This window comes from Paenibacillus humicus NBRC 102415 (assembly GCF_004000905.1).
Taxonomy (GTDB): Bacteria; Bacillota; Bacilli; order Paenibacillales; family Paenibacillaceae; genus Paenibacillus_O; species Paenibacillus_O humicus.
Window position 1 is genome coordinate 90,948 of the sequence record NZ_BIMD01000010.1, and the last position, 22,168, is coordinate 113,115.

Annotated in this window: 15 protein-coding genes; 14 read left to right on the top strand and 1 reads right to left on the bottom strand. The window is 64.3% G+C overall.

Going from position 1 to position 22,168, the window contains the following annotated elements; all coding sequences use genetic code 11:
* Positions 1–124 precede the first annotated feature (124 nt).
* From PHU01S_RS09200 to PHU01S_RS09220, 5 genes are all read left to right on the top strand, one after another.
* Positions 125–358, top strand: coding sequence for a hypothetical protein (locus PHU01S_RS09200; protein WP_076357950.1), 234 nt, complete (start codon positions 125–127; stop codon positions 356–358).
* A 4-nt stretch (positions 359–362) separates the two neighbouring features.
* Positions 363–1,067 carry a sulfite oxidase-like oxidoreductase gene (locus PHU01S_RS09205; RefSeq protein WP_076357951.1) on the top strand — a complete coding sequence of 235 codons (705 nt, stop codon included), beginning with the start codon at positions 363–365 and terminating at the stop codon, positions 1,065–1,067.
* A 349-nt stretch (positions 1,068–1,416) separates the two neighbouring features.
* Positions 1,417–1,644 carry a hypothetical protein gene (locus tag PHU01S_RS09210; RefSeq protein ID WP_127507269.1) on the top strand — a complete coding sequence of 76 codons (228 nt, stop codon included), beginning with the start codon at positions 1,417–1,419 and terminating at the stop codon, positions 1,642–1,644.
* A gap of 222 nt (positions 1,645–1,866) precedes the next feature.
* Positions 1,867–2,286 (top strand): MarR family winged helix-turn-helix transcriptional regulator, encoded by a 420-nt coding sequence (locus PHU01S_RS09215; RefSeq protein ID WP_076357953.1) that lies wholly within the window; start codon positions 1,867–1,869, stop codon positions 2,284–2,286.
* Positions 2,287–2,318: 32 nt separating this feature from the next.
* On the top strand, positions 2,319–3,938 hold the full coding sequence (locus PHU01S_RS09220; RefSeq protein WP_076357954.1) for a DHA2 family efflux MFS transporter permease subunit: 1,620 nt from the start codon (positions 2,319–2,321) through the stop codon (positions 3,936–3,938).
* Between the two features lie 123 nt (positions 3,939–4,061).
* On the opposite strand, the gene PHU01S_RS09225 is transcribed toward PHU01S_RS09220, so the two are convergent.
* Positions 4,062–4,754, bottom strand: a complete 693-nt coding sequence (locus PHU01S_RS09225; protein WP_127507271.1) for a 4'-phosphopantetheinyl transferase family protein — start codon at positions 4,752–4,754, stop codon at positions 4,062–4,064.
* Between the two features lie 286 nt (positions 4,755–5,040).
* On the opposite strand from PHU01S_RS09225, the gene PHU01S_RS09230 reads away from it, so the two are divergent.
* The 9 genes from PHU01S_RS09230 (at position 5,041) to PHU01S_RS09270 (ending at position 22,015) form a co-directional block, all read left to right on the top strand.
* Positions 5,041–5,781 (top strand): thioesterase II family protein, encoded by a 741-nt coding sequence (locus PHU01S_RS09230; RefSeq protein ID WP_164763032.1) that lies wholly within the window; start codon positions 5,041–5,043, stop codon positions 5,779–5,781.
* Positions 5,774–6,601 carry an SDR family oxidoreductase gene (locus PHU01S_RS09235; protein WP_076357957.1) on the top strand — a complete coding sequence of 276 codons (828 nt, stop codon included), beginning with the start codon at positions 5,774–5,776 and terminating at the stop codon, positions 6,599–6,601. The genes PHU01S_RS09230 and PHU01S_RS09235 overlap by 8 nt, the downstream gene beginning before the upstream one ends.
* A gap of 15 nt (positions 6,602–6,616) precedes the next feature.
* Complete coding sequence (locus PHU01S_RS09240) at positions 6,617–9,376, top strand: non-ribosomal peptide synthetase (RefSeq protein WP_127507275.1); 2,760 nt, start codon at positions 6,617–6,619, stop codon at positions 9,374–9,376.
* A 9-nt stretch (positions 9,377–9,385) separates the two neighbouring features.
* On the top strand, positions 9,386–10,648 hold the full coding sequence (locus tag PHU01S_RS09245; RefSeq protein ID WP_127507277.1) for an ATP-grasp domain-containing protein: 1,263 nt from the start codon (positions 9,386–9,388) through the stop codon (positions 10,646–10,648).
* Positions 10,638–13,895, top strand: a complete 3,258-nt coding sequence (locus PHU01S_RS09250) for a non-ribosomal peptide synthetase (RefSeq protein ID WP_127507279.1) — start codon at positions 10,638–10,640, stop codon at positions 13,893–13,895. The genes PHU01S_RS09245 and PHU01S_RS09250 overlap by 11 nt, the downstream gene beginning before the upstream one ends.
* A gap of 25 nt (positions 13,896–13,920) precedes the next feature.
* A complete protein-coding gene (locus PHU01S_RS09255; protein ID WP_127507281.1) occupies positions 13,921–18,972 on the top strand; it encodes a non-ribosomal peptide synthetase in 5,052 nt (1,683 codons plus the stop codon).
* A 109-nt stretch (positions 18,973–19,081) separates the two neighbouring features.
* Entirely contained in the window at positions 19,082–19,951 is an 870-nt protein-coding gene (locus tag PHU01S_RS09260; RefSeq protein WP_076357961.1) for a carbon-nitrogen hydrolase family protein, read from the top strand.
* Positions 19,938–20,753, top strand: a complete 816-nt coding sequence (locus tag PHU01S_RS09265) for a thioesterase II family protein (protein ID WP_127507283.1) — start codon at positions 19,938–19,940, stop codon at positions 20,751–20,753. The genes PHU01S_RS09260 and PHU01S_RS09265 overlap by 14 nt, the downstream gene beginning before the upstream one ends.
* Positions 20,750–22,015, top strand: a complete 1,266-nt coding sequence (locus PHU01S_RS09270) for an MFS transporter (RefSeq protein ID WP_076357963.1) — start codon at positions 20,750–20,752, stop codon at positions 22,013–22,015. The genes PHU01S_RS09265 and PHU01S_RS09270 overlap by 4 nt, the downstream gene beginning before the upstream one ends.
* Positions 22,016–22,168 lie beyond the last annotated feature (153 nt).

A 22,168-nucleotide genomic window follows, 5' to 3' on the forward strand; every position in this document is an offset into this window, starting at 1 on the left:
ACTGATTTCCTTGCCGCTTGCGTCTGGCGGTCGATTGTTAACTTGTTTTGCGCATGGCTTTAAAGGGCAAAATAGGCTACACTACAATCAGGAAAACATGACAGTTCGCATGGGAGGAATACACATGACGGAAGCACACGAGCAAGCAGGCGCGGCAGCGGCCCAGGACCAGGAAGCGGCCGAGCAGCCGAAGAAGATGACGCTGGCTGAGGCCGCCAAGCTGAAGCTGCAGCAGAAGAAGCAAGCCCAGGCGGTCGGCAAGCAGGGACAAGCAGGCGGAGCCCAAGGCGGCGCCAAGGAGCTGCGCAGTCAGCTGAACAAGAAGCCGAACAATCAGCGCAGGCGGATGGGTGTCTGATGTGATGGGCTCACCGTATGAGAGCGGCAAGGCCGAGCGGCTGAAGCGCAACGCAGCGGCGATCATGAACAAGATCAAGCCCGACGCCCGCTACGGCGACCGCGTGCCTCCGGGGCAGACGGTGACCGACCGGTTCCCGATTCTCCACGAGGGAGAGATTCCCGTCTATGACATGGACAAGTGGGATCTGCGGGTCGCCGGAGCGGTAACAGGCGGAGAGAGAAGCTTCAGCTTCGCGGAGCTCGAGGCTTTGCCCCGCGTCAGCGTGACGCGGGACATCCACTGTGTGACCCGCTGGTCCAAGATGGACACCGAGTGGGAAGGCGTCCTGTTCCGGGATTTCCTGAGCCTCGCCGGAATCGAGCCTGCGCCGGATGCCCGCCATGTCATGGTCTACGGCGATCATGACTATGAGACCAACCTGCCGCTGGCCGATCTCATGGGCGACGACATCCTGCTGGCCTTCAAGTTCGCAGGGGAGCCGCTCACGGCCAAGCACGGCGGGCCGCTGCGCCTCGTCGTGCCTCATCTGTACTTCTGGAAGAGTGCCAAGTGGCTGCGCGGCTTCGAATTCATGACCGAGGACAGGCCCGGCTTCTGGGAGCGCAACGGCTTCCACAACACGGCGGATCCCTTCCTCGAGCAGCGGTATTCCGAGCCCGGCTTCGAGCTGCCGGAGGATGAATGGGTCCACAAGGATTATGACTGAAGCATCCCTCGATGGGATGGAGAAAGACCGGGGGCATGAGCCTCCGGTCTTCTCTTTGCGTACTTATATGGAGCCCAGGAGGGACTTCGGCATGCACTCTCCGCTGTGCGTCAGCGGCAAAGAGCGATGCCGCTTGCTTATTGTTCAGCGAGCGCTTTCGTATTTTTCCTTAATTTGCTGCCATATCATGAAGACAGATCTCTGGAGGAACGGTGGCTTTCGGCCCTATCGGCCGGGTCATACAGCATTTGTTCCATTCCTATTATATGGGCACGATGCCTGAATGGAGCCGTTGTTCATGCCGCTGTTTTCTTGGAAGAGAGCCCTGTGGCAAGGAGCTGCAATCGCTGTGGGCGTGGGAGCGGCGGGCTTGGCTTATCTCGCTTGGCTCCGGTTGAGGGAAGTGTATTTCGTGTCGGATGATTTTCAGTATGGCGACAGCTATTTGGTCGTCGCTGGCGGCAATACGGCTCTGTGGATCGGGGCGGCCGCCGTGCTCTCGGGCATCGCGGGGCTATTCGCCGGAATCAAATGGACGGTCTGGCGGATGGCCGCACCGCGCCGTCACCAGAAGTGAGCGGCTGCCGTAGGCGCAGTCCGCGCCGTCATCAGAAGTGAGCGCTGCCGTGGGCGCAGCCCGCGCCAAGCCCGGGAGGCGAAAGTCTTTCCTTTTCCAAGGAAAGGCTTTTTATTTTTTTGGCGGCTGGGAATGATATGTCCAGGTGGCATCCAAATTCATTTGACATTATAATTGTTAAACTGTATAAATATATTATTGTTTAATCAAGGGGAGGCCATCATGGAGACAGAGGTCAAACGTTTCCAGGAAGCAGTACAGACCTTCACGCACAAGCTCCAGAACGCCCTGGCGGATGCTTTCAGGGACAGCCCGCTGACGTTGCCCCAGATGTTCATGCTCAGGCAGGTCCAGCTCAAGGGTCCGTGCAAGCTGGCGGCGATCGCGGAGAAGATGGAGGTCAAGCCGAGCGCGGTCACGGTCATGATCGACCGCCTCGAGAACGGCGGTTATGTGATCCGGCACCATGACACGGTCGATCGCAGATCCGTTCTGGTGGAAATAACGCCAAGGGGAAGGGAGGCGCTCGAGGAAGGACACCGGGTGAGGGACGAATTGCTTGGCCGTTATCTCACGCGGCTGACGCCGGAGGAAGTCGTCACGATTACGGAGCTGATGGAGAAGCTGACATCGGAATCCTAACCTACAGTTAAAAGGGAGAAGAGAGAGACATCATGGAACATTTATCCCACAAGCGGAAGCTATCCATCATGATCGCTGTCATGGCGGCCATGTTCTTCGCCGCCATCAACCAGACCATCACCAGTACAGCGATGCCGAGAATCATCTCCATCCTGGACGGAATGGACTACTACACCTGGACGATCAACATCTACCTGCTGACGTCCACCATCGCTACGATTCTCGTCGGCAAGCTGTCCGATATGTTCGGCCGCAAGCCGTTCATCCTGATCGGCATCCTGCTGTTCATCATCGGGGCGTTCCTGACGGGCACCTCGAGCGATGTGTTCCAGTTCATCATTTACCGCGGTATCCAGGGCATCGGCGCCGGCATCATCCAGTCCACCGCCTTCATGGCGGTAGGCGACCTGTTCCCTCCGCGGGAGCGGAGCAAATGGATGGGTCTGATGACAGCCGTATTCGGCTTCTCCAGCGTCATCGGCCCGACGCTCGGCGGCTATCTCGTCGATCATATGGATTGGCACTGGCTGTTCTGGATCTTCCTGCCGCTCGGCATCGTGGCCTTCGTCATGATCCTGATGCTGTTCCCGAAAGTGGAGCGGAAGCCGGGGGAGAAGGTCGACTACCTCGGTTCCCTGTTCATGACGACGACCATCGTGCCGCTGCTGCTCGCCTTCTCCTGGGCTGGCACGAAGTACGACTGGGGCTCGCCTGAAATTCTCAGCCTGATCGGAGGAGCCATCCTGTCGGGGGTTATCTTCGTCTTCATCGAACGGTATGCCAAAAACCCGATCCTGCCGCTCCATCTGTTCAAGAACGGCGTTGTGACCGTATCGAACATCATCGGCTTCTTCATGAACTTCGGCCTGATGGGTGCGATGATCTACCTGAGCTTCTTCGTCCAGGGCGTGCTCGGCATTTCCGCCACCTACGCCGGTTATGTCACGATGCCGATGTCGATCTTCATGGTCGTCACCAGCGCCCTGATCGGCCAGCGCATCTCCAAGAGCGGCAAGTACAAGCGCTACGCGCTGATCGGCGTGCCGATCATGATCCTCGGCATGGGCATCATGATCATCATGAACAGCGTCTGGATGGCCGTGCTCAGCATGTGCATCTTCGGCGTCGGCCTCGGAATGGGCATGCCGGTATTCTCGCTGGCGACGCAGAACGCCGTATCCCACAAGGAGCTTGGCGTCGCTACGGCCTCCTCGCAGCTGTTCCGGAACCTGGGCGGCACGATCGGCATCGCGGTCATGGGAACGGTCATGTCCAACAACCTGGCCCGCCATCTGAAGCAGGCGCTGACATCCGCGGATGCGCCGGATCTCAGCAAGCTGGATCCGGAGGTCGCCAAGAAGATGGTCGAGTTCGCGAATCCGCAGACGCTCATGAACAGGCCGCTGATCGAAGCGACCGAAAAGAGCCTTCCGGAAGAGGCGCGGGTCATCTTCGTCCAGATGATCGACCGTATCCGCGATGCGCTCGGCGACACGCTGTCGCTCGTGTTCGCGACCGGCACAGGCGTGCTCTGCATCTCGCTGGTGCTGGTGTTCTTCCTGAAGGAGCTTCCGCTGCGGACGACGAACCAGGCGCAGGACGCCGTGGTCGCGGCCGAAGCCGGCTCGAAGCCGGAGCCCGGCACGAATTGATTGTTCTGAACATCATCCCCGCGGAATTTCTTCCGCGGGGATTTTTTGTTGTCGCGACCAAAAAAAGGGGAGCCCCGCCGCAGGGGCTTCCCTTTTTTGGATGCGCAGCCATCCGGCATAGCCTCACCGGCCCAGCCGCTCCTCCAGCTCCGCAAAGTAAACGACATCAACCTGGCCGGCGAAGTCAGGAACGCCGGAGCAGACCGACAGCTTGTAGGCGGGATCGAGCTCGTACTGGCGGAAATGAGCCGCCATGGGCAGAGCCGAGTCGACGGAGATGGAACGGTCCGTTCCCATCCGCATGGCGAACGAATCCAGCGGCAGCGACAGGCCTTTGCCCACGAATTTGACATAGCTTTCCTTGAGCGTCCACAGGTCGTAGAAAAGCGCCAGCCTCTCGTCGGGCGGACAAGACTGCAGGTAGCCGACTTCCGCAGGTGCGAAAAACGACCCGACGATCTCCATGGCGGCAGGAAGGATCTCCTCGACATCGATGCCGACCTCGGCCCGCTGCGAGAAGGCGCCTACGGCCCATTTCCCCGCGTGGGAGACGTTGAACGCCCAGCTCCCGCCGCTGCGCAGGAATGGCTTGCCGTATTCGCTGCAGGCGAACTCGATCTCCTCAGCGGCAAGGCCGCACTTGTCCATGAGCACCGTCCGCGCCAGGAGGTCGGCCGCCAGCGAACGGAGCGCGTCCTCCTGCCGATGATAGCGGAGAATCCGCTTCCGTTTTTCCGGTCCGGCCAAGGCCGCAAGCTCCTCCAGCCGGCTGCTTTCCATGCCGGAAGGAATCTCGACTGCATAAATCTCCACCATGGCAACAGATCCTCGCTTCCGTTTCCATTTACGAAATCTTCTCTCTTCCGACGACTACTTCGACGCGCCCTCTATCGAATCCTGTCGTCTGGCATGGCGCAAGATCTCACAACGCCGAAGCAGGGCGGAAAACCCGCCGCAAGCCCCCCCGTTTCGACGCGGGTAATAGAGGAAAAGCCGCGTCCTTCCTACATTTCTTGTCGAATCCTCCCGTTAAAAATCACTATTCGAATCCGAAAAATGAGCTATAATGAAAAAGATCAAAATTTGGAGGGGTGATACATTTATGTCACAAAATACTAGATCTGACATCCGTCTTTTCTGCTTTCCATTCGCGGGGGCGGGGGCCAGCTTCTACAACGGCTGGAACGAGCTGCTGGGCGGTTCCGCCGAGGTCGTTCCCATCCAGCTGCCGGGAAGGGAGCGCCAGATCGCCGAGGAGCCTTACCGCCGCATTCAGGACGCGGCCGACGATTTCGCCGAGATGATCGAGGCGCAGGGCGACGGCAGGCCGGCGGCGCTGTTCGGCCACTGCTTCCTCGGCGCGACGCTGGCCTTCGAGGTCGCAAGCCGGCTGGAAACGGGCGGAAAGGTGCCGGTGCTCCGGCTGTTCGTCAGCGCGGCCTCGTCTCCCGGCGGCAGGCGGAGCTATTCCATGTCGTCCTATGACGACGACCGGTTCCTGGAGGAGGTCGGCAAGCTGACCGGCTATACGCATCACGCTTTTTCCATTCCGGATCTGAGGGAGCTGCTGATGCCGGCGCTTCGGGCCGACTTCGAGATGGACGAGACCTATGCGGCCGTGCCGGGTCGCATGCTGAAGGCGCCGATTACGGCTCTGTATGCCGCCGGAGATTCGTTCGTGTCCAAGGAAGCGGCGGAGCGGTGGGAAGACTTCACGACGGGCGGCTTCAAGCTGGTCGAGGTGCAGGGCGAGCATATGTACATCACCGGCACGCCGGAGCAGGCGGCGGGCGTCATGGCTTCCGAGCTGGCCGACAAGGAGGGCGCGCATCCACATGTCTAGGCTCAAGGACAAGGTCATACTCATTACCGGAGCCGGCCGCGGCATCGGCAGAGCCTGCGCGATTCTGGCCGCCGAGGAGGGCGCCGATCTCGTCCTCACGGACATCGGCGTCCCCATCGATTCCGTGCCGTATCCGCTGTCCTCGTCCGACCAGCTCGAAACGACCGCCCGCAGCTGCCGCGAGGCCGGAGCGAGCGTAGTGGCGCGCCTCGCGGATCTGTGCGAGATGGACGAGGTGCGGGAGCTCGTGGAGGAGGCGGTCGACCGGTTCGGCCGCATCGATGCGGTCGTCAACAACGCCGGCATTGGAGCTCCCGCCGGCAAGGCGGCTCATCTGTACGAGAGCGAGGAATGGGACATCCTGCTGAACGTCAATCTGTCGGGTCCATGGAGGGTCATCAAGGCGGCCGCTCCGATCATGCTGGAGCAGGGACACGGGAGCATCATCAATATCGCGTCGACCGCGGGACTGCTCGGCTACAAGCATTTTGCCGGCTATGTCGCCTCGAAGCACGGCCTGGTTGGATTGACCAAGTCGGCTGCGCTGGACTACGCCCCCCGGAACATCCGGGTCAACGCCATCTGCCCGGGGCCGGTGTACGACGACGAGCGATTGGACGGGCATATGACCAAGGTCGTGGCGGACTCGCTCGGCATCCGGCTGGGCGACCAGGAGGCGATCGATCTGGAATCCGTCGCGCTCAACACCGTCGTCTCGCCGAGGGATGTGGCCGAAGCCATGGTCTGGCTGGCAAGCGACGGGTCGCAGAGGGTCACGGGAACGACGGTAGCCGTAGATGCCGGATATTCGGCCAAATAGACAGGGGGAATCATAATGAACGCCACACGGATGGCACCGGCTGCGGAGCTTGACCGCGCAGCCGCAACCCAAGTATGGATCATCCGGCTGGACGATCCGGCCGCGGTCGCCCGCAGCGAGCGATTGCTGCTGAAGGACGCCGGTCCGGACTTCCGCGCCGCCGCCCGAGGCTGGGTGGAGCATGCCTGCTCCCGGGAGGAGCGGGAGGAGAGGCTCCGCAGAGAATCGCGGCGCCCGATCGGCAGGAGCGCCAAGATGAGAATCGTGCTCGTCACATGCGGAGAAGGGGAGGCCGACTTGATCGTCGCGGCCGACCGGGAGTCGGTGCCGGCGGAGCGGCTGCTCGCGGCGGGCCGCTATCTCGCCGGAGAGAGCGAGGACTACTCGCCGGGCGATACTGGAGGCATCCGGCTGGATGCCGGTCGGCAGCCGTCCTGGGGACTGCCGGGCTGGGACCGCGCGGGGGCATATCCCGACTCGCACGGCTGGATTTTGACGGAACTTGATTCCGCCGCCGAGCCTTCCACTCTCGCCGCGGCCTTGCTGCTGTCGCTGGAGCGGTACGGCACCAAAAATGCCTCCATCTATATGGAGGAAAACGGTCCGGGCTTCCGCAAGGCGGCATCGGGCACTCTCGACGAAGCCGGGCGGGTTCTGCTAGCGGAGGAGAGCTTCGACCGTTCGGCGAGGTTCGATGCCGGCATCCTCGACGTCGACCTGCCGGATCACGCCGGAGAGTTCATCCCGTGCCTCGCTCCGCCGCTGCCGGTCACCCTCAGCGCCGTCCGGTCCCAAGGCGTCCTGCGCTCCATCCGCATCGCAGCCAGCGAGAGCGTCGTCCATCCGGCCGTCCTGGCCCAATTCGCCGAGGTCTACCGGTTTTGCCTGGAGCGGCTGCTCGCCGGAGCCGAGCCCCCGGAGGGCGGCTGGCGGAGCCTGCCGCTGCCGCCGCAGCCGTCTCCATCCCCGGTCCCGGTCCTGCGGCAACGCCGGGGGCAGCCGGGAGAGCTGCTGGCCCGAATCCGTTCCGTCGCCGCCGCCTGGCCGCACCGTCCGGCCGTATCCGACCAAGAAGGAGGGATCACGTACACCGATCTGGATCGCCGAAGCGATCTCATGGCCCGAAGGCTCATCTCATACGGAGTAAAGGAGGGAACTAAAGTCATCGTATCGCTCGACCAGACGGCAGAGCTGGTCGTCATCCTCGTCGCGGTCGTCAAGGCGGGCGGGACCTATATTCCGGTCGATCCCGGCTATCCGGCCGAGCGGATCCGCTTTGTCATCGAGGATTCCGAGGCCGAGCTCATCGTCACGCGCTCGGAGGAAATCCTCTCGGAGCGGCCTGTCCGGCGGGTGTCTCCGGAGGAGCTGGCTTCCGCCGCGGCGGAGGAGCTGGAGGGCGCAGCCTTGCCCGCCGAGGCGCCGAAGGAAGCTTACGTCATCTACACATCCGGGACTTCCGGCCAGCCCAAAGGGGTGCTCGTGCCCTCGGCGAACATCGTCTCGCTGATCGAGGCCACCGAAGGCGAGTTCAAGCTGAGCGAGAAGGATGTCTGGACGATGTTCCATTCCGCCTCCTTCGATTTCTCGGTCTGGGAAATGTGGGGATGCCTGCTCACCGGCGGCCATCTCATCGTCGTTCCGCGGCCGCTCGCGAAGTCTCCGTACGAGTTCTGCGACCTGCTGGCGGCCAAGGGCGTCACCGTGCTGAACCAGACGCCGTCGGCCTTCTATGCGCTCGTCCAGGCGGACGGCGAGCAGAAGCAGGCGAGGCTGGCTTCCGTCCGGCTCGTCGTGTTCGGCGGCGAGGCGCTGGATTCCCGCAAGCTGTCGGCTTGGCAGGAGCGCTATCCCGCCGGCCGCTGCCGGCTGGTGAACATGTACGGCATCACCGAAACGACCGTCCATGTCACCTGGCGGACGGTTCTCCAGAAGGACCCCGGCTTCCTGTCCCGGTCGGTCGGAGTACCGCTGAAGGGATGGGAGATCTCCATCCGTGAGCCGGGCGGCTTGCCGTGCCGGTACGGCATGGAAGGCGAGATCTGGGTCGGAGGCGCAGGCGTCTCCAGCGGCTACCTGAACCGGGAAGAGCTGACGCGTCAGCGGTTCGTCACGGACGAGAACGGCCGGCGCTGGTACCGCAGCGGCGATCACGGCGTGATGCGGCCGGACGGCAGCATCGACTACCTGGGCCGAATGGACAGCCAGGTCAAGATCCGGGGCTTCCGGATCGAGCTGGACGAGATCCGCGCCGTCATCGAGCAGCTGCCGCAGGTCCGCAACGCGGTTGTGCTCGTGCATGACGGGGAAGGCGGCGAGGCTTCCCACAAGCAGATTCTGGCTTTCTTCGAGGCGTCCGGGCAGCTCCAGGCCGACCGGATCCGTGCGGAGCTCAAAGCCAGGCTGCCGGAGTATATGCTGCCGGCCCGGCTGATCCGGGTGGACGGCATTCCGCTCACCATCAACGGCAAGGCGGATCATAAAGCGCTGCTGGAGGGACTTCTCCAGCCGGAGGAGCGGGAAGCTTCACCGGCAGCGGCCGAGGAGGCCGGCCGCGGCGCGGACGCCTATCTCTCCATTTGGAGCCGCGTGCTGGGGCATGCCGTCGGTCCCGACGACCTTTTCTTCGAATCCGGAGGCAATTCGCTGCTGGCCGTCGAGCTGCTGTCCGCGCTCAAGAAGGATATCGATTCCAGTCTGACTTTGCGGGACTTGTATATTCATTCCTCGCCGAGCGCCCTGCACCAATTCATGTCCAAAAAAATACTCGTCTAGGAGGCTGCCATGATATCGAATCTGCCGCTTGTAGCGGTGCTGCACGGGGAAGGCTCGGCCTCCCCCTTGACGATAAAAGCCGCCTCCATCGGGATTTGCCGGCTTCTGTTCCTGCATGAGGGCGCCAGCGGAAGAGAAAGGGCGCAGCTCGGCCTGCTCGCCGGCCACGCGGCCGTCGCGGACCGGTCGAAGCTCTCCGATGACGAGGTGATCGACCTGCTGCGCCGGGAAGGGGCGGCAGGCCTCGTCACGTTCAGCGAGCTGCAGCTGCCCGCCGCGACCCGCTTCGGAGAGGCTCTGGGGCTGATCGTCCATTCCTCGGCTGCGCTCTCCGCGCTGACGGACAAGCACCGGCAGCGGACGCTGCTGTCCCGGGCCGCCGTCCAGTCGGTCCGCCATGCCGCCGTCGACCGCCGGAACGCGGAGGCGGCGGCCGGGCAAGTCGGGTTTCCCGCCGTGCTCAAGCCGAGGACGGGAGCCGGCAGCAAATGGACCGGGAAGGTGACCTCCCTGCAAGAGCTGCTGGAGGCGCTGGAGGCCGGACCTGCCGGCTGCGAATATGTGCTGGAGGAATATTTGGAGGGCGATCCGGCCTTCCAGGGACGCTTCTACGGAGATTATGTCTCCGTAGAATCTCTCCATCGCGGCGGCGAGTCGCGGCAGGTATGCGTGACGGCCAAGCTGCCGCTGACCGAGCATTTCGCCGAGACGGGCATGTTCGTTCCGCATCCCTTTTCCCGGGAGCTGGAGCGGCGGATCCTCAATCTCGAAGCCGAGGCGATCGCGGCGCTTGGGGTCGCCGACGGCGTTACCCATACGGAAATCAAGCTGACGGCGGAAGGACCCAAAATCATCGAGGTCAACGGACGTCTGGGCGGTTATGTGCCGGAGATCGTCAAGCGGGCCATGGGCGCCGATCTCGTCCGCGCGGCTCTGCAGCTGTCGCTCGGGCAGCCTGCCGAATTGGAGCCCGAAGCGCCGGAGGAAATCGTCTATCAGGTGTTTCTGGCAGCGCCGACCGGAGCGAGCTTCCTCTTCGGCGGCATGGCCGGAATGGAGGAGGCCGAGAGCATGGACGGCGTCCTGCATCTGGAGATTACGAAGGAGACGGGGCAGACGATCGACTACCGGCTCGGCACTCAAAGCAATATGGGCATCGTGTACGGAGCCGCTCCGGACTATGAGTCGTTCTCGAGCGATATCCGCGCTCTCAAGTCCGCGCTGGCGCCGATAGCGATCGCAACGGGAGGACGGACAATCGATGCGGGATAACGATATCGCCACGACGCTGGGACGTCGCTTCGACGAGATGGCCGAGGCCTATCCCGGACATAAGGCAATCGAGGAGGACGGAGGCGCCTCCATGACCTACTCCGAGCTACGGGCCGAAGCCGGCAGGCTGGCCTCCGGGCTGGCCGCACGGGGCGTATCCGCCGGCAGCCGGGTAGGCCTGCTGCTCGGCAAAAGCATCGACATGGCGCTTGCCATGCTCGCGGCCGTCAAGCTGGGCGCCTGTTATGTGCCGCTGTCCGAGGACGATCCGGAGCCGCATCTCGAGCGGCTGGCGGCGGACGCCGGGGCGGAACTGGTCATAGCCCGGCGGGACGTATCCTTGAGCGGCATTCCGGTCCTTCCCATCGGGCAGCTTCGGGCACAGGCATCCGCGCCTGCAGCTTCAGAAGCGGATTCGTCAGGTTCGGAATCACCAGAAGCGGAATCACCAGAAGCGGAATCATCAGGTGCGGCAGCTTCAGAAGGGGCCTCGCCGGACAGCCTGGCCTATATCCTGTTCACCTCCGGCACGACCGGCATGCCCAAGGGAGTCGGGGTGACGCATGACAACATCGTGAACCTCGTCCTGGAGGGAGGCTTCGTGGAGCTTGGCGCCGATACGCGCATCCTGCAGACCGGAGCGCCGACGTTCGACGCCTCCACCTTCGAGATCTGGGGCGCGCTGCTGAACGGGGGAACGCTGATCGTTCCGGCGGGGCAAGGGCTGACGGACTTCGATTACATGGAGCGGGCGGTCCGCAAGCACGGCATTACGACGATGTGGCTGACCTCTCCGCTCTTTACGATCGCCGCAGAGCAGAAGCCGGAGCTGTTCCGGGGCATCCGCGACCTGATCGTGGGCGGAGACGTCGTGCATCCCGCCTCCGTGCGCAAGGTCCAGGAAGCGTGCCCGGAGCTCCAGGTGCTCAACGGCTACGGGCCGACGGAATGCACGACGTTCTCGGCGGTCTACCCCATCGGGAGAGGTCTCGCGGAGAAGCCGATTCCGCTGGGAAGGCCGATCGGCAACGCCGAATTCCACATCCTGGACGAGAACGGGCAGCCGGTGCCGCCCGGAGAGATCGGGGAGCTGCATATCGGAGGACGCGGAGTGGCGGCGGGTTATGTGAACCGGCCGGAGGCGACCGCCGAGGCTTTTCTGGACAACCCTTTCGGAGCCGGCCGGATCTACCGGTCCGGCGACCGGGCGAGCCGGGATGCCGAGGGGCTGTACCACTATTGGGGGCGCAAGGACCGCCAGGTGAAAATACGGGGCTACCGCATCGAGCTGGCGGCGGTGGAGTCCATTCTCCGCTCGGTCGGCATCGTGGAATCCGCGGTCGCCGGCGTGATCGAGAACGAAGCCGGACTCAAGGAGCTTTGCTGCTGCGCGACTCTCAAGCGCGGGGTTTCCGCCGGCCGGGAGGAGCTTCGCCGCCTGTTCGGCGAGCTGGCGCCGTCCCATCTCGTTCTGTCGAGAATCGTCCTTGTGGACGAGCTGCCGCTCAACAAAAACGGCAAAACGGATTCCAAGGCGATCGCGGAGCTGTTCGCCGCAGAGCGCGCCGAGCCGCCGGAGGACGGCTCCGCCGCCGATGCCGCGCCTGCTGCGGAACCATCCATCTGCGATACGCTGGCGGCAATCATCTCCAAGCGGACGGGCTTCCGGCTGAGCGGCCCGGATGTCTCCTTCTTCGAGCTTGGCATCGACTCCCTGACGGCCGTATATCTGGCGCGTGATATCAACGCCAGGCTGGGGGCCAAGCTGAGCGCGGCCGACATTCTCGCCCATCCGACGCTTGGCGCTCTGGCGGAACGATTGGATGGGGGCCAGCCCGCCGGACCGTCTGCCGGGTCGTCCAACGGGCTGTCCGTCGGGACATCCGTCGGGCATTCAGCGGAGTTGTCTGCCGGGTCGTCCAACGGGCTGTCCGTCGAGACGTCCCTTGGGGAAGGAACGGGCGGAAAAACGCAGCTTCCTCTGCTGAACGAGCAGAAGCCGCTGTTCATCGATTTCCAGCTCCATCCGGGCTCTGTCCGGTACAACATTCCCCTGCTCCTCGAGCTGGATTCCGGCATCTCGCTCGCCCGCTTGGAGGAGGCGCTGGAGCAGGCCGTCCTGCGCCATGATGCGCTGAGAACGAGATACTTCATGTCCGGAGGGAGAATGCTCCAGAGAATTCAAGCGCGGGAGGAGCTCCGCATCGAACGGCTCCAGGGCAAGCCCGATCTCGACGAGCTGATCCGTCCCTTCGACCTGGCCGCGCAGCCGCCGTTCCGGTTCGCCTTCCTGGAGGAGGGCGGCCGGGCATGGCTGTTCATGGATTTCCATCATATCGCCGTGGACGGGCACTCGCTGGGCATCCTTGTCCGCGACGTGGGCCGGCTCTATTCCGGGCAGCCTCTGGAGGACGTCCGGGGGAAATTCGCCTCCGCCGTTCTCGCCTCCGAGGCCGCCTGCGAGTCCGGCCGCGCCGCCTCGCTGGCGTTCTGGAAGGAGGAGCTCCGCGCGTTCCGGGGCATGCCGGAGCTTCCGATCGACCGGGTGGACGCCGCCGGCCATTCCAAGGCGAGCCGCATGCACCGCTTCCGGATCGGCGAGGAACGCACGGCGGCCTTGAGGGCATGGGCGCAGAGCGGGAGAACGACCGTGTTCGAAAGTCTGCTCACGGTGTACGCGGCCACGCTGCATGCCGTCACCTCCGGCCAGGAGGTCGTATTCGCGACTCCGGTCCGCGACTACGCCATTCCGGAGGGTGAGACGGTCGCTGCGATGCTGACCCGAACGCTGTGGGTCCGCTCCGAATTGATCCATGGACAATCGGTGGACGCGTACAGGGAGAAGTTCGTGGCCCGGCTTCGCCGCTCGCAGCCGCATGGAAACGTCCCGATCGACGAGATCCGCAGACTGCTCCAGCCTGAAGGCACGAGCGGAGCGGTGGGCGAGACCTTGATCGCCTACCACACCGCGGCGGACATGCAGGCGGAATGGCTCGGCCGGCAGGCAAGCCTCCGGCCTGCAGCCCCGCCGGAAGGAATGTTTCCCTTGAATTTGCAAATCTACGACGGAGGGGATCAGATGGAGGCGGAGTGGGAGTACATGTCGGAGCTGTTCGAGCCGGACACGATGTCCAGCCTCGGCGACATGTTCGCCTTCATGCTGGATCTCCTGACGCATCCGTACGCTTTCGGCGCGGAGAGCATGCCCGATCTGGTCGCGGCCTGCCTTCAGAAGCAAATGGCTTGAAGATCAAAACGGGAATGGGGCTCTGATGATGAAAACGAAACGAACGACCGGCCAGAAAAAAATGCTGGCCGCCGCCATGCCTCGCTCGGCGGAATTTTGGACCCGGGAGCTGGCCGAGGCTATCCCGAGCGTCTACCCGGCTGACTTCCACGGCTCGGGACAGCCGTCCGGGGAGCGCTTCAGCGCTTCGGGCGTCCTGCCTTCGGAGCTGCTGGACAGAGCGGCCGAAGCATGCGGCGCCGCCGGGGAAGAGCGCGGCGAAATGCTGGCTTCCGCCGTCATTGCTTTGGTGTATTCGGCCTACAACGGCGTGGCCGAAGACCTCCTGCTCCATTATTCGCCGGATGGGGAGCGGCCAAGCCTCCCGCTGCGGGTGAGGGCCTCGGACGGAATGACGTTCGGGGACTTGTTCCGGCGGGTCCGTGAAGCCGGAGAGAGGATGGAGGAGCATGGCCGCTATCCCGTCGACCTGCTGATGCCGTCCGCTTCCATCGAGGTATGCGCCGGCGGACAGCGGCTGTCCGAGCCGGCTGCGCCTCTGGCCATCGCATTCGCGGCAGCCGGAGAAGGGGAAGCGGATGTTCTGCTGACAGTCTCGGGCGACGCTTCCCGTTATTTGGAGGGCACGGTTCGCAGCCTGCCGGTCAGGCTGCTTCTGCTGCTGGAAGGGGCTGCGCTCGCCCCGGAGCAGAGCCTGCTCGGGCTGGAGCTGTCCACCTCTTGGGACCGCTCCGTCAGCGAGAGCATGAATGCCACGGCGCAGCCGTATTCGGATGACGCCGCGCTGACGGATCTGTTCCGGCTGTCCTTCGAGGCGCGGGGAGATCGTCCCGCCATCCTCGGCCCGGACGGAGTCCTGACCTATGCGGAGACGGAGCGCCTCTCGGGGCAAGCCGCCGCCCTCGTCCTGGAAGCGGCGGAGAGCTCGGATGAGATTGTCGCCATCCTGGCCGACCGGTCGCCGGAGTTCCTCGTCGGCGTTCTCGGCATTCTGCGGGCCGGACGCGCCTATCTCCCGCTGGACCCCAAGGCTCCGGAGGAAAGGAACAGCCGCATCCTGAACCAGAGCGGAGCCCGGCTCGTCCTCTGCACCGCGAAGTACGCCGGCCTCGTTCCGGATGGCCTGAGCGTCCTTCCTCTGGATCGCCTGCCGGCGTCCGTCGCGGCGGTTTCAGGCGGACCGGCGGCGACTCCACGGTCGCTGGCCTACGTCATTTTCACCTCCGGCTCGACCGGCATGCCCAAGGGGGTCGGCGTGAGCCACGGCAGCGCCGTCAACCGCATCGAATGGATGCAGAAAGCGTATCCGCTCGGCCCGGACGACGTCATTCTCCACAAGACGCCCGCGACCTTCGACGTCTCGGTGTGGGAGCTGTTCTGGTGGCTGCTCGCCGGCTGCTCGGTGGCGCTCCTGGCCCCGAACGAGGAGGCCAATCCCGAGGCGATTCTGGAGGTAATCGAGCGCAGCTCGGCGACGGCCCTGCACTTCGTCCCCTCCATGCTGAACGCGTTCCTGGATTACGCCGAGAGCACGGGAAGCTTGCCGAGGCTGAAGTCGCTGCGCCGCGTCTTCTGCAGCGGGGAGGCGCTCAGCCCTCACCATGTAGGCAAATTCCATGCCCTCCTGGGCGGACAGGCCGAGCTGATCAACCTCTACGGGCCGACGGAGGCTACGGTCGACGTCAGCTACCATCTCACGCAGCCGGGAGACCATCCGGTGCCGATCGGCCGGCCGATCGACAACCTCCGGCTGTACGTCGTGGACGGGCTGGGCAGGCAGCGGCCCGTCGGCATGGTCGGCGAGCTGTGCATCGCCGGCGTCGGCGTAGCGGAGGGTTATATCCGCGATCCCGAGCGGACGGCGGAGCGGTTCGTGGCGATGCCGTCGCTCGGCGAGGAGCGCGTCTACATGACGGGCGACCTGGCGCGGCTGAGGGCGGACGGCTCCATCGATTATCTGGGCCGCAACGACCGGCAGGTCAAGGTGCGGGGCTTCCGCATCGAGCTGGGAGAAATCGAGGCGGCGCTGACGAGCCTGCCCGGGGTGAGCGATGCTCTCGTCCTCGGACATGTCGAGGGAGACGGCCTGCTGCATCTGTACGGATTCGTCCTGCCGGCCAGCCGTTCCGTCACGGCGCGGGAGCTGAGCGGGAGTCTCGCGGCCCTCTTGCCCAAGTACATGATTCCTGAAGGAATCATCGTCGTGGATGCCATCCCGCTCACGCCCAACGGCAAAGCCGACCGGGCCGCGCTGCTCGCCCTGCGCGGGCGGCAGGACGAGCCGAGCCCCGACCGCATTCCTCCGGCCACCGAGGAAGAGCTGCGGATGGCGGGCATCTGGGAAAGCGTGCTTGGCGTTCAAGGCATCGGCGTGAAGGACAACTTCTTCGCTCTTGGCGGCAACTCCATCAACTTCGTCACCGTGCTGGCGCTGGCCAACGAGCAAGGGCGGAAGATCACCTTCCAGCAGCTGTTCAAAAACCCGACGATCCGCGGGCTGCTGGAAAGCACAGGCGAAGGGGGAGACGGCGAGGAACCGGAGCGGGAGGTCGGACAATTCGACCTTGTATCTGCGGAGGATCGCAGCCGCATGCCGGCGGGCATCGAGGACGCCTATCCGATGTCGATGCTGCAGGCGGGACTCGTGTACCAGAGCATCGTCATGCAGGGGGACAACAACTACCACGACATCGTCTCGTACCTGATTTCCGGCAAGCTCGACGTTCCGGTCTTCCGCGAGGCGGTCCGCCGCCTCGTGGCGGAGCAGCCCATTTTCCGCACCAGCTACAATCTGCGGGACTTCTCCCGCTATCTGCAGCTCGTACACGAGAACCCGGAACGGCTGCCGCTGAACGTCTACGACCTGAGCGGCCTCCGCACGCGGGAGGAGCAGGAGCGCTGGTACGAGGACTGGTTCTGGAAGGAGCAGCACCGCTCGTTTCAGTGGGAGTCTCCGGGACTCGTCCAGCTGCATATCCATATCCTGAGCGACGATCTGTACCGCTACAGCATCAGCCAGCATAATTCCGCCCTGGACGGCTGGAGCATGAACAAGGTCCACGCCTATCTGTTCCAGACGTACTTCGACCTGAAGAACGGCGTGAGCAGGCGCAGCGTGCGGATCAGCGGCAACGACCATAACCGCTACTTCATCTACCTGGAGCAGCGGGCGATCCAGTCCGAGGCTCACCGCAACTTCTGGCGGGAGCAGCTGGACGGGGCTCCGAGCGGCCTCATTCCGCGGGCGAGGCCGTCCCGGCCCGGCCGGGGCAACGAGGTCGTCTTCCACGACGTGAAGCTGCCCGAGGGGCTGTCCGGCAAGCTCGTGCGGCTGGCCGCGGAGCTCATGGTGCCGGTCAAGGACATCCTGCTGGCCTCCCATATCAAGTTCCAGTCCTTGCTGACGCGGACCAGCGACGTGTTCACGGGCTACGAGATCGGCGGCCGTCCGGAACGGCTGGGAGCGGAGGATGCGCTGGGCGTGTTCCTGAACACGATGCCGTTCCGGGTCGTGCTGGACGAGGGCGGCAGCTGGCGCGGGCTCATCCGCTCCGTGTACGACGCGGAGGCCGCGGCGCTCCCTTACCGGCGCTATCCGATGGCCCAGGTGAAGCAGGATCAAGGAAACCGCAGCATCCTGTTCGAGACGGTGTTCAATTTCACCCATTTCTACTCCCTGAAGGACATCCGGGATCTGCCGGGCTTCAATCTGATCGACGTGCGGGCGGCCGCCATCACGGAATTCCCGCTGCGCATCGAATATTCGCGCCATTTCTACACCGACGAGGTGGAGCTCAGCCTGCACTACCACACGGCGGAATACGACGTGGAAGACATGGCCGTGTTCGGAGAGGTGTTCATCGACATCCTCCAGAGCATGGTCGACCGCACGGAGGAGGCCCATGCCGAGACGGCAGCCGGCCTTCGGCTCGCCCGCTTCGACAGGCTGCCGAGCGGACAAGCCGAGGAAAGCGGACTGGCCCAGGCCGCGCCGGCCGAGGCCGCATTCCGGACGGACGAGTCCGGACAGGAGGAGGGCAAGCCGGAATACCTGGCCGCTGTCGGCAGGGTCAAGGAGATCTGGTCCGCCGTCCTTGGCCGTCCGCAGGAGGAGCTGGATGCGGACGACGACTTCTTCCTGATCGGGGGCAGCTCCCTGTCCGCGATGAAGGTATCCCTCTTGCTGGACAAGCGGGTGCCGCTCAAAACCATCATGCAGAAGTCGATCCTGCGCGAGCTGGCTCTCGAGATCATCGACGCGGGCGGCAGTGAGGAGGCGCCGGCGCAGCTGCTGCAATGCCTCAGCAGATCGTCCGAGGCGGCAAGGAGCGTCGTTTTCTTCCCGTACGCGGGCGGCAACGCGCTGAACTTCCTGCCCGCCGCCAAGGCGGTCGAGGCCATGGACGCGGACATCGCCGTGTATGCCCTGGAGCTGCCCGGGCATGATCCGCATTCCGGCAGCGGCCCGCTGACGGACTTCCATGCGCTTGCCCGCAAGGCTGCGGACGAGATCGGCTCGAGGCTCGGCCGCACGGAGCCGATTCTCTGGGGACACTGCGTCGGCACGGCTCTCGCTCTGGAGGTCACCCGGCTGCTGGAGGAGCGCTCGCTGCCTCCGAAGAGGCTGGTGCTGGCGGCGAAGACGATCGGCCTGCCCCATGACATCCTGGAGACGATCGGCAATGCCGAGCGGCTGGAATTCGCCGATATCGCAGGCCTTCATGCGGAGTGGAGCGGGACGGACGAGCTGTCTACTCTCGGCGAGGACTACGAGCGCCATCTGGTCCGGTCGTTCGCCCATGATTCCATCGAGTCGAACCGTTATCTGCTGTCCCTCTGGGACAGGGAGGGCGAGGTTTGTCTCCGCACGCCGGCCGTCGCCGCATTCGCCCAGGACGATCCCGCCACGGCGGGCTTCGAGGCCAGCTGGAGCCGCTGGAGCCGCTGGGTGCCCGGCCTCGAGCTGAAGACATTCGGCGGAGGCGGCCATTATTTCTGCCGGACGCTGCCGTCCGACGTCGCCGCGTTCATCCGGGCGGAGGCGGACAGCTTCTCCCGCCCGCTGGCTCCCCGCTGAAGCTGCCGCCCGCCGGATTCCCGCCTGCCCGCATCTATGCGGGAGGCCGGAAATCCGGGAAGTCCATCATAGGCCTGAGCAAGAACATGACCGAGGAGGAACAGCTACGATGACGAGTCTCAAGGAAAGCTCTTATCCGCTTCAACCGCTCCGCATCGCCGTCGCCCAAGCCGCGGCGGCATCCGGGGACATCCCGGAGAACGTACGGCGGGCAACCGCCATGATCGGCGAAGCCGCCCGCGGAGGCGCGCGGCTGGCCGTCTTTCCGGAAAAATATTTGACCGGCTACGTTCCGGAAATCATCGTTACCGACCCCGAGCTCTACGCTCTCTCTCCCGGGGACGAGCGGCTGGAGCCGATCCGGCAAGCCTGCCGGGAGCACGGGATCGCCGCCATCGTCGGGGCGCCGACCCGGGAAGGCGATGATCTGTACATCTCTTCAATCGTGATCGATTCATCCGGAGCCGATCTCCATGTTTCCCATAAGGCCCATCTGTTCCACAGCGAGAAAGGAGTCTTCAAGAGCGGCGGCAAGCGGACCCTGCTGAAGATCGGGGACTGGACCATCGGCCTCGGCATCTGCTACGACGCCGGATTCCCGGAGCATTCCCGCCTCCTGGCGCAGGCCGGCTGCCACGTCTATCTCGTCAGCTCGCTGTTCAGCAAGGGCATGGGCTATCAGGAATCCCGGGTGTGGTTCCCGGCCAGGGCGCTGGACAACACCGTCTTCGCGGTCATGGCCAACCACGCCGGGAAGACCGGCGTCTGGGACGCCTGCGGAGGCAGCGCCGTCTGGGACCCGTACGGGCGCCTGATCGCCGAAGCTTCGGAGTCGGAGCCCGAGGTCATCTTCGCGGAGCTGGACCCCGGCCTGCTGCGGGAGGCTCGGGCGTCGGAGCAGATGCTTGCCGATTCGGCGGATCTTGCGCAGCCGGAGGCTATCGTCGCGGTACGGGCGGGCGGGAATGAACGGGCCTGAACGGCGCCGCTGGCTGCGCCGGTTCGACGAGCCGGAGCACGCCCGGAGCCGCATCATCGTGCTGCCACATGCAGGCGGCTCCGCCAGCTATTACCGGGAGCTGAGCCGGGAGCTGCGCGGAGCGGGCCTGGAATGCCTCGCGATCCAATATCCCGGCCGGCAGGACCGCTTCGGGGAAGAGATGGCTTCGACCATCGAAGCCTACGGGGATCGGATCGCCGAAGCTCTCTCCGGATGCGACGACAAGCCGGCGCTGCTGCTGGGCCACAGCATGGGGGCGCTGATCGCCTACGACATGCTGCAGAGGCACGGCTCCAGGCTCGGCTTCATCGAAGGCTTCGTCGCTTCGGCGCATCCTCCGCCCCGCTCCAGCTCCTCGTATGAGTCCATGAACGAAGAGCGGGTGAGGGACTATCTCCGGCGGCTTGGGGGCTTGGATGAAAAGCTGCTCGACGATCCGGCCGTCATGGAGATCGTCCTGCCCGCGATGAAGAACGATCTCGAGGCGGTGCGGGCCTATCGCCGGACCGCCCCGGCCAAGCTGGACATGCCGATTACGGCCGTCGTCGGCATGCAGGATCCTCATGTCCAGGCCGAAGCCGCGGCGGGCTGGGAGGGGTGGACCCGGGACTCCTTCGAGCTGGTCAGGCTGCCGGGAGGCCATTTCTATTTTGCCGACGCTCCCGAGGAGCTGTGCGCCGTGCTGCTTCGGGCGGCGAGGCGCAGGAAGCCGGCCGAAGCAGCCGGTCTGCCGCCGGGAACCGTGCGGGAGTATATAACGCGAAGGGGATTGGAGCTATGAACGAAGCATCCGCCGCAGGACGCTGGGAGATTTTCCGGTTCAGGCCGTACCTGCTCTATTTCATCGGACATACGATCTCCATGCTGGGTACCGGAATGCAGTTCATCGCGACCAGCTGGCTCGCCATGCAGCTGACCGGCAATCCGGCGTCGGTGGCGTACGTCCTTATTTTCACCTCGCTGCCGGGCGTCGTCCTCTCCCCCCTCATCGGGGTGTTCGTGGACCGCTTCGACCGCAAATGGATCGCCGTGCTCATGGATATCTTCCGGGCAGCCGCCTTGCTTGCCATCCCGCTGCTGTGGTGGCAGGGCATGCTGGAGCCGTGGCATCTGTATCTGGTCACGTTCCTCGTCGCGCTGGGAGATGAAATCTACACCCCGGCCGCCATGTCGCTGATCCGGGAGGTCATTCCGCCGCAGAAGCTGCTGTACGCCAACTCCACCAACGCCATCGCCATGCAGTCGGGCGTGCTTCTCGGAGCGGGCGTCGGCGGACTTCTCGTCGGCCTGTCGTCGGCCGTGTCCGTCATGGGCATCAATGCGGCGAGCTTCCTCGTGTCGGCGGTCTGCATCCTGCTCATCCGCAAGGGCGTCGTCCGTCCGACGAGAGCCGAACAGGCCTCCAGCGGCGGCTTCCGGAGCTATTGGGAAGACATGAAGGAGGGGTGGACCCATATCCGCGGGCGCCATACGATTCTCATTTTTTACGCCATGATCTTTTTCATCCGCATGTCGCTGTACACGATCAACGTCCTGCTCGGTCCTTTTGCCAAGGATACGCTGATGGTGGGGGCGGCCGGATTCGGCTACATCGACGCGAGCTTCGCCCTCGGAGCGGTCACGGGCAACCTGATCCTGCCTCCGATCGCCCGCGCGCTGGGCAACCGGCTGGTCATGACCGGAGGGATGGCCGGCATCGCGCTGGCGATCTTCCTGTTCGGCTTCAGCGGCGGCCTCGGCGTCGCGATGCTTCTTTATTTCCTGATCGGCGCCTTCTTCCAGGTAGGCATCCTGTTCATCACCCGGGCGCAGGAGGAGACCGAGCTGGCTTACCAGGGACGGGTCCACTCCACCTTCAATACGGTCTTCTCCGTTCTCTCGCTGGGCATCTATCTGATCATGGCTCAGCTGATGAACGAGCTTTCCTTCCGTTACCTGTTCGCCATCCAGGGCTTGATCGTGGCCGTGGCCGCCTTCATCGCCTTCTATGCGCTGTACGCGCGGCCAAGGTCCAAGCCGGCTGTACAGAATCTGTCCAATTGAATTTCGGAGGGCGGCCGCATCGAGGCGGACATCGGGCTGCCGGCATTATGGAGTTGCGAAATCACTGCACGGCAGCCGCAAAATCATTCCGTCCGTTCCGGCCGCCGGACTGAAACAGCTGTGCCCTTCGGGGCTGTCCCCAGCGTCATCGCC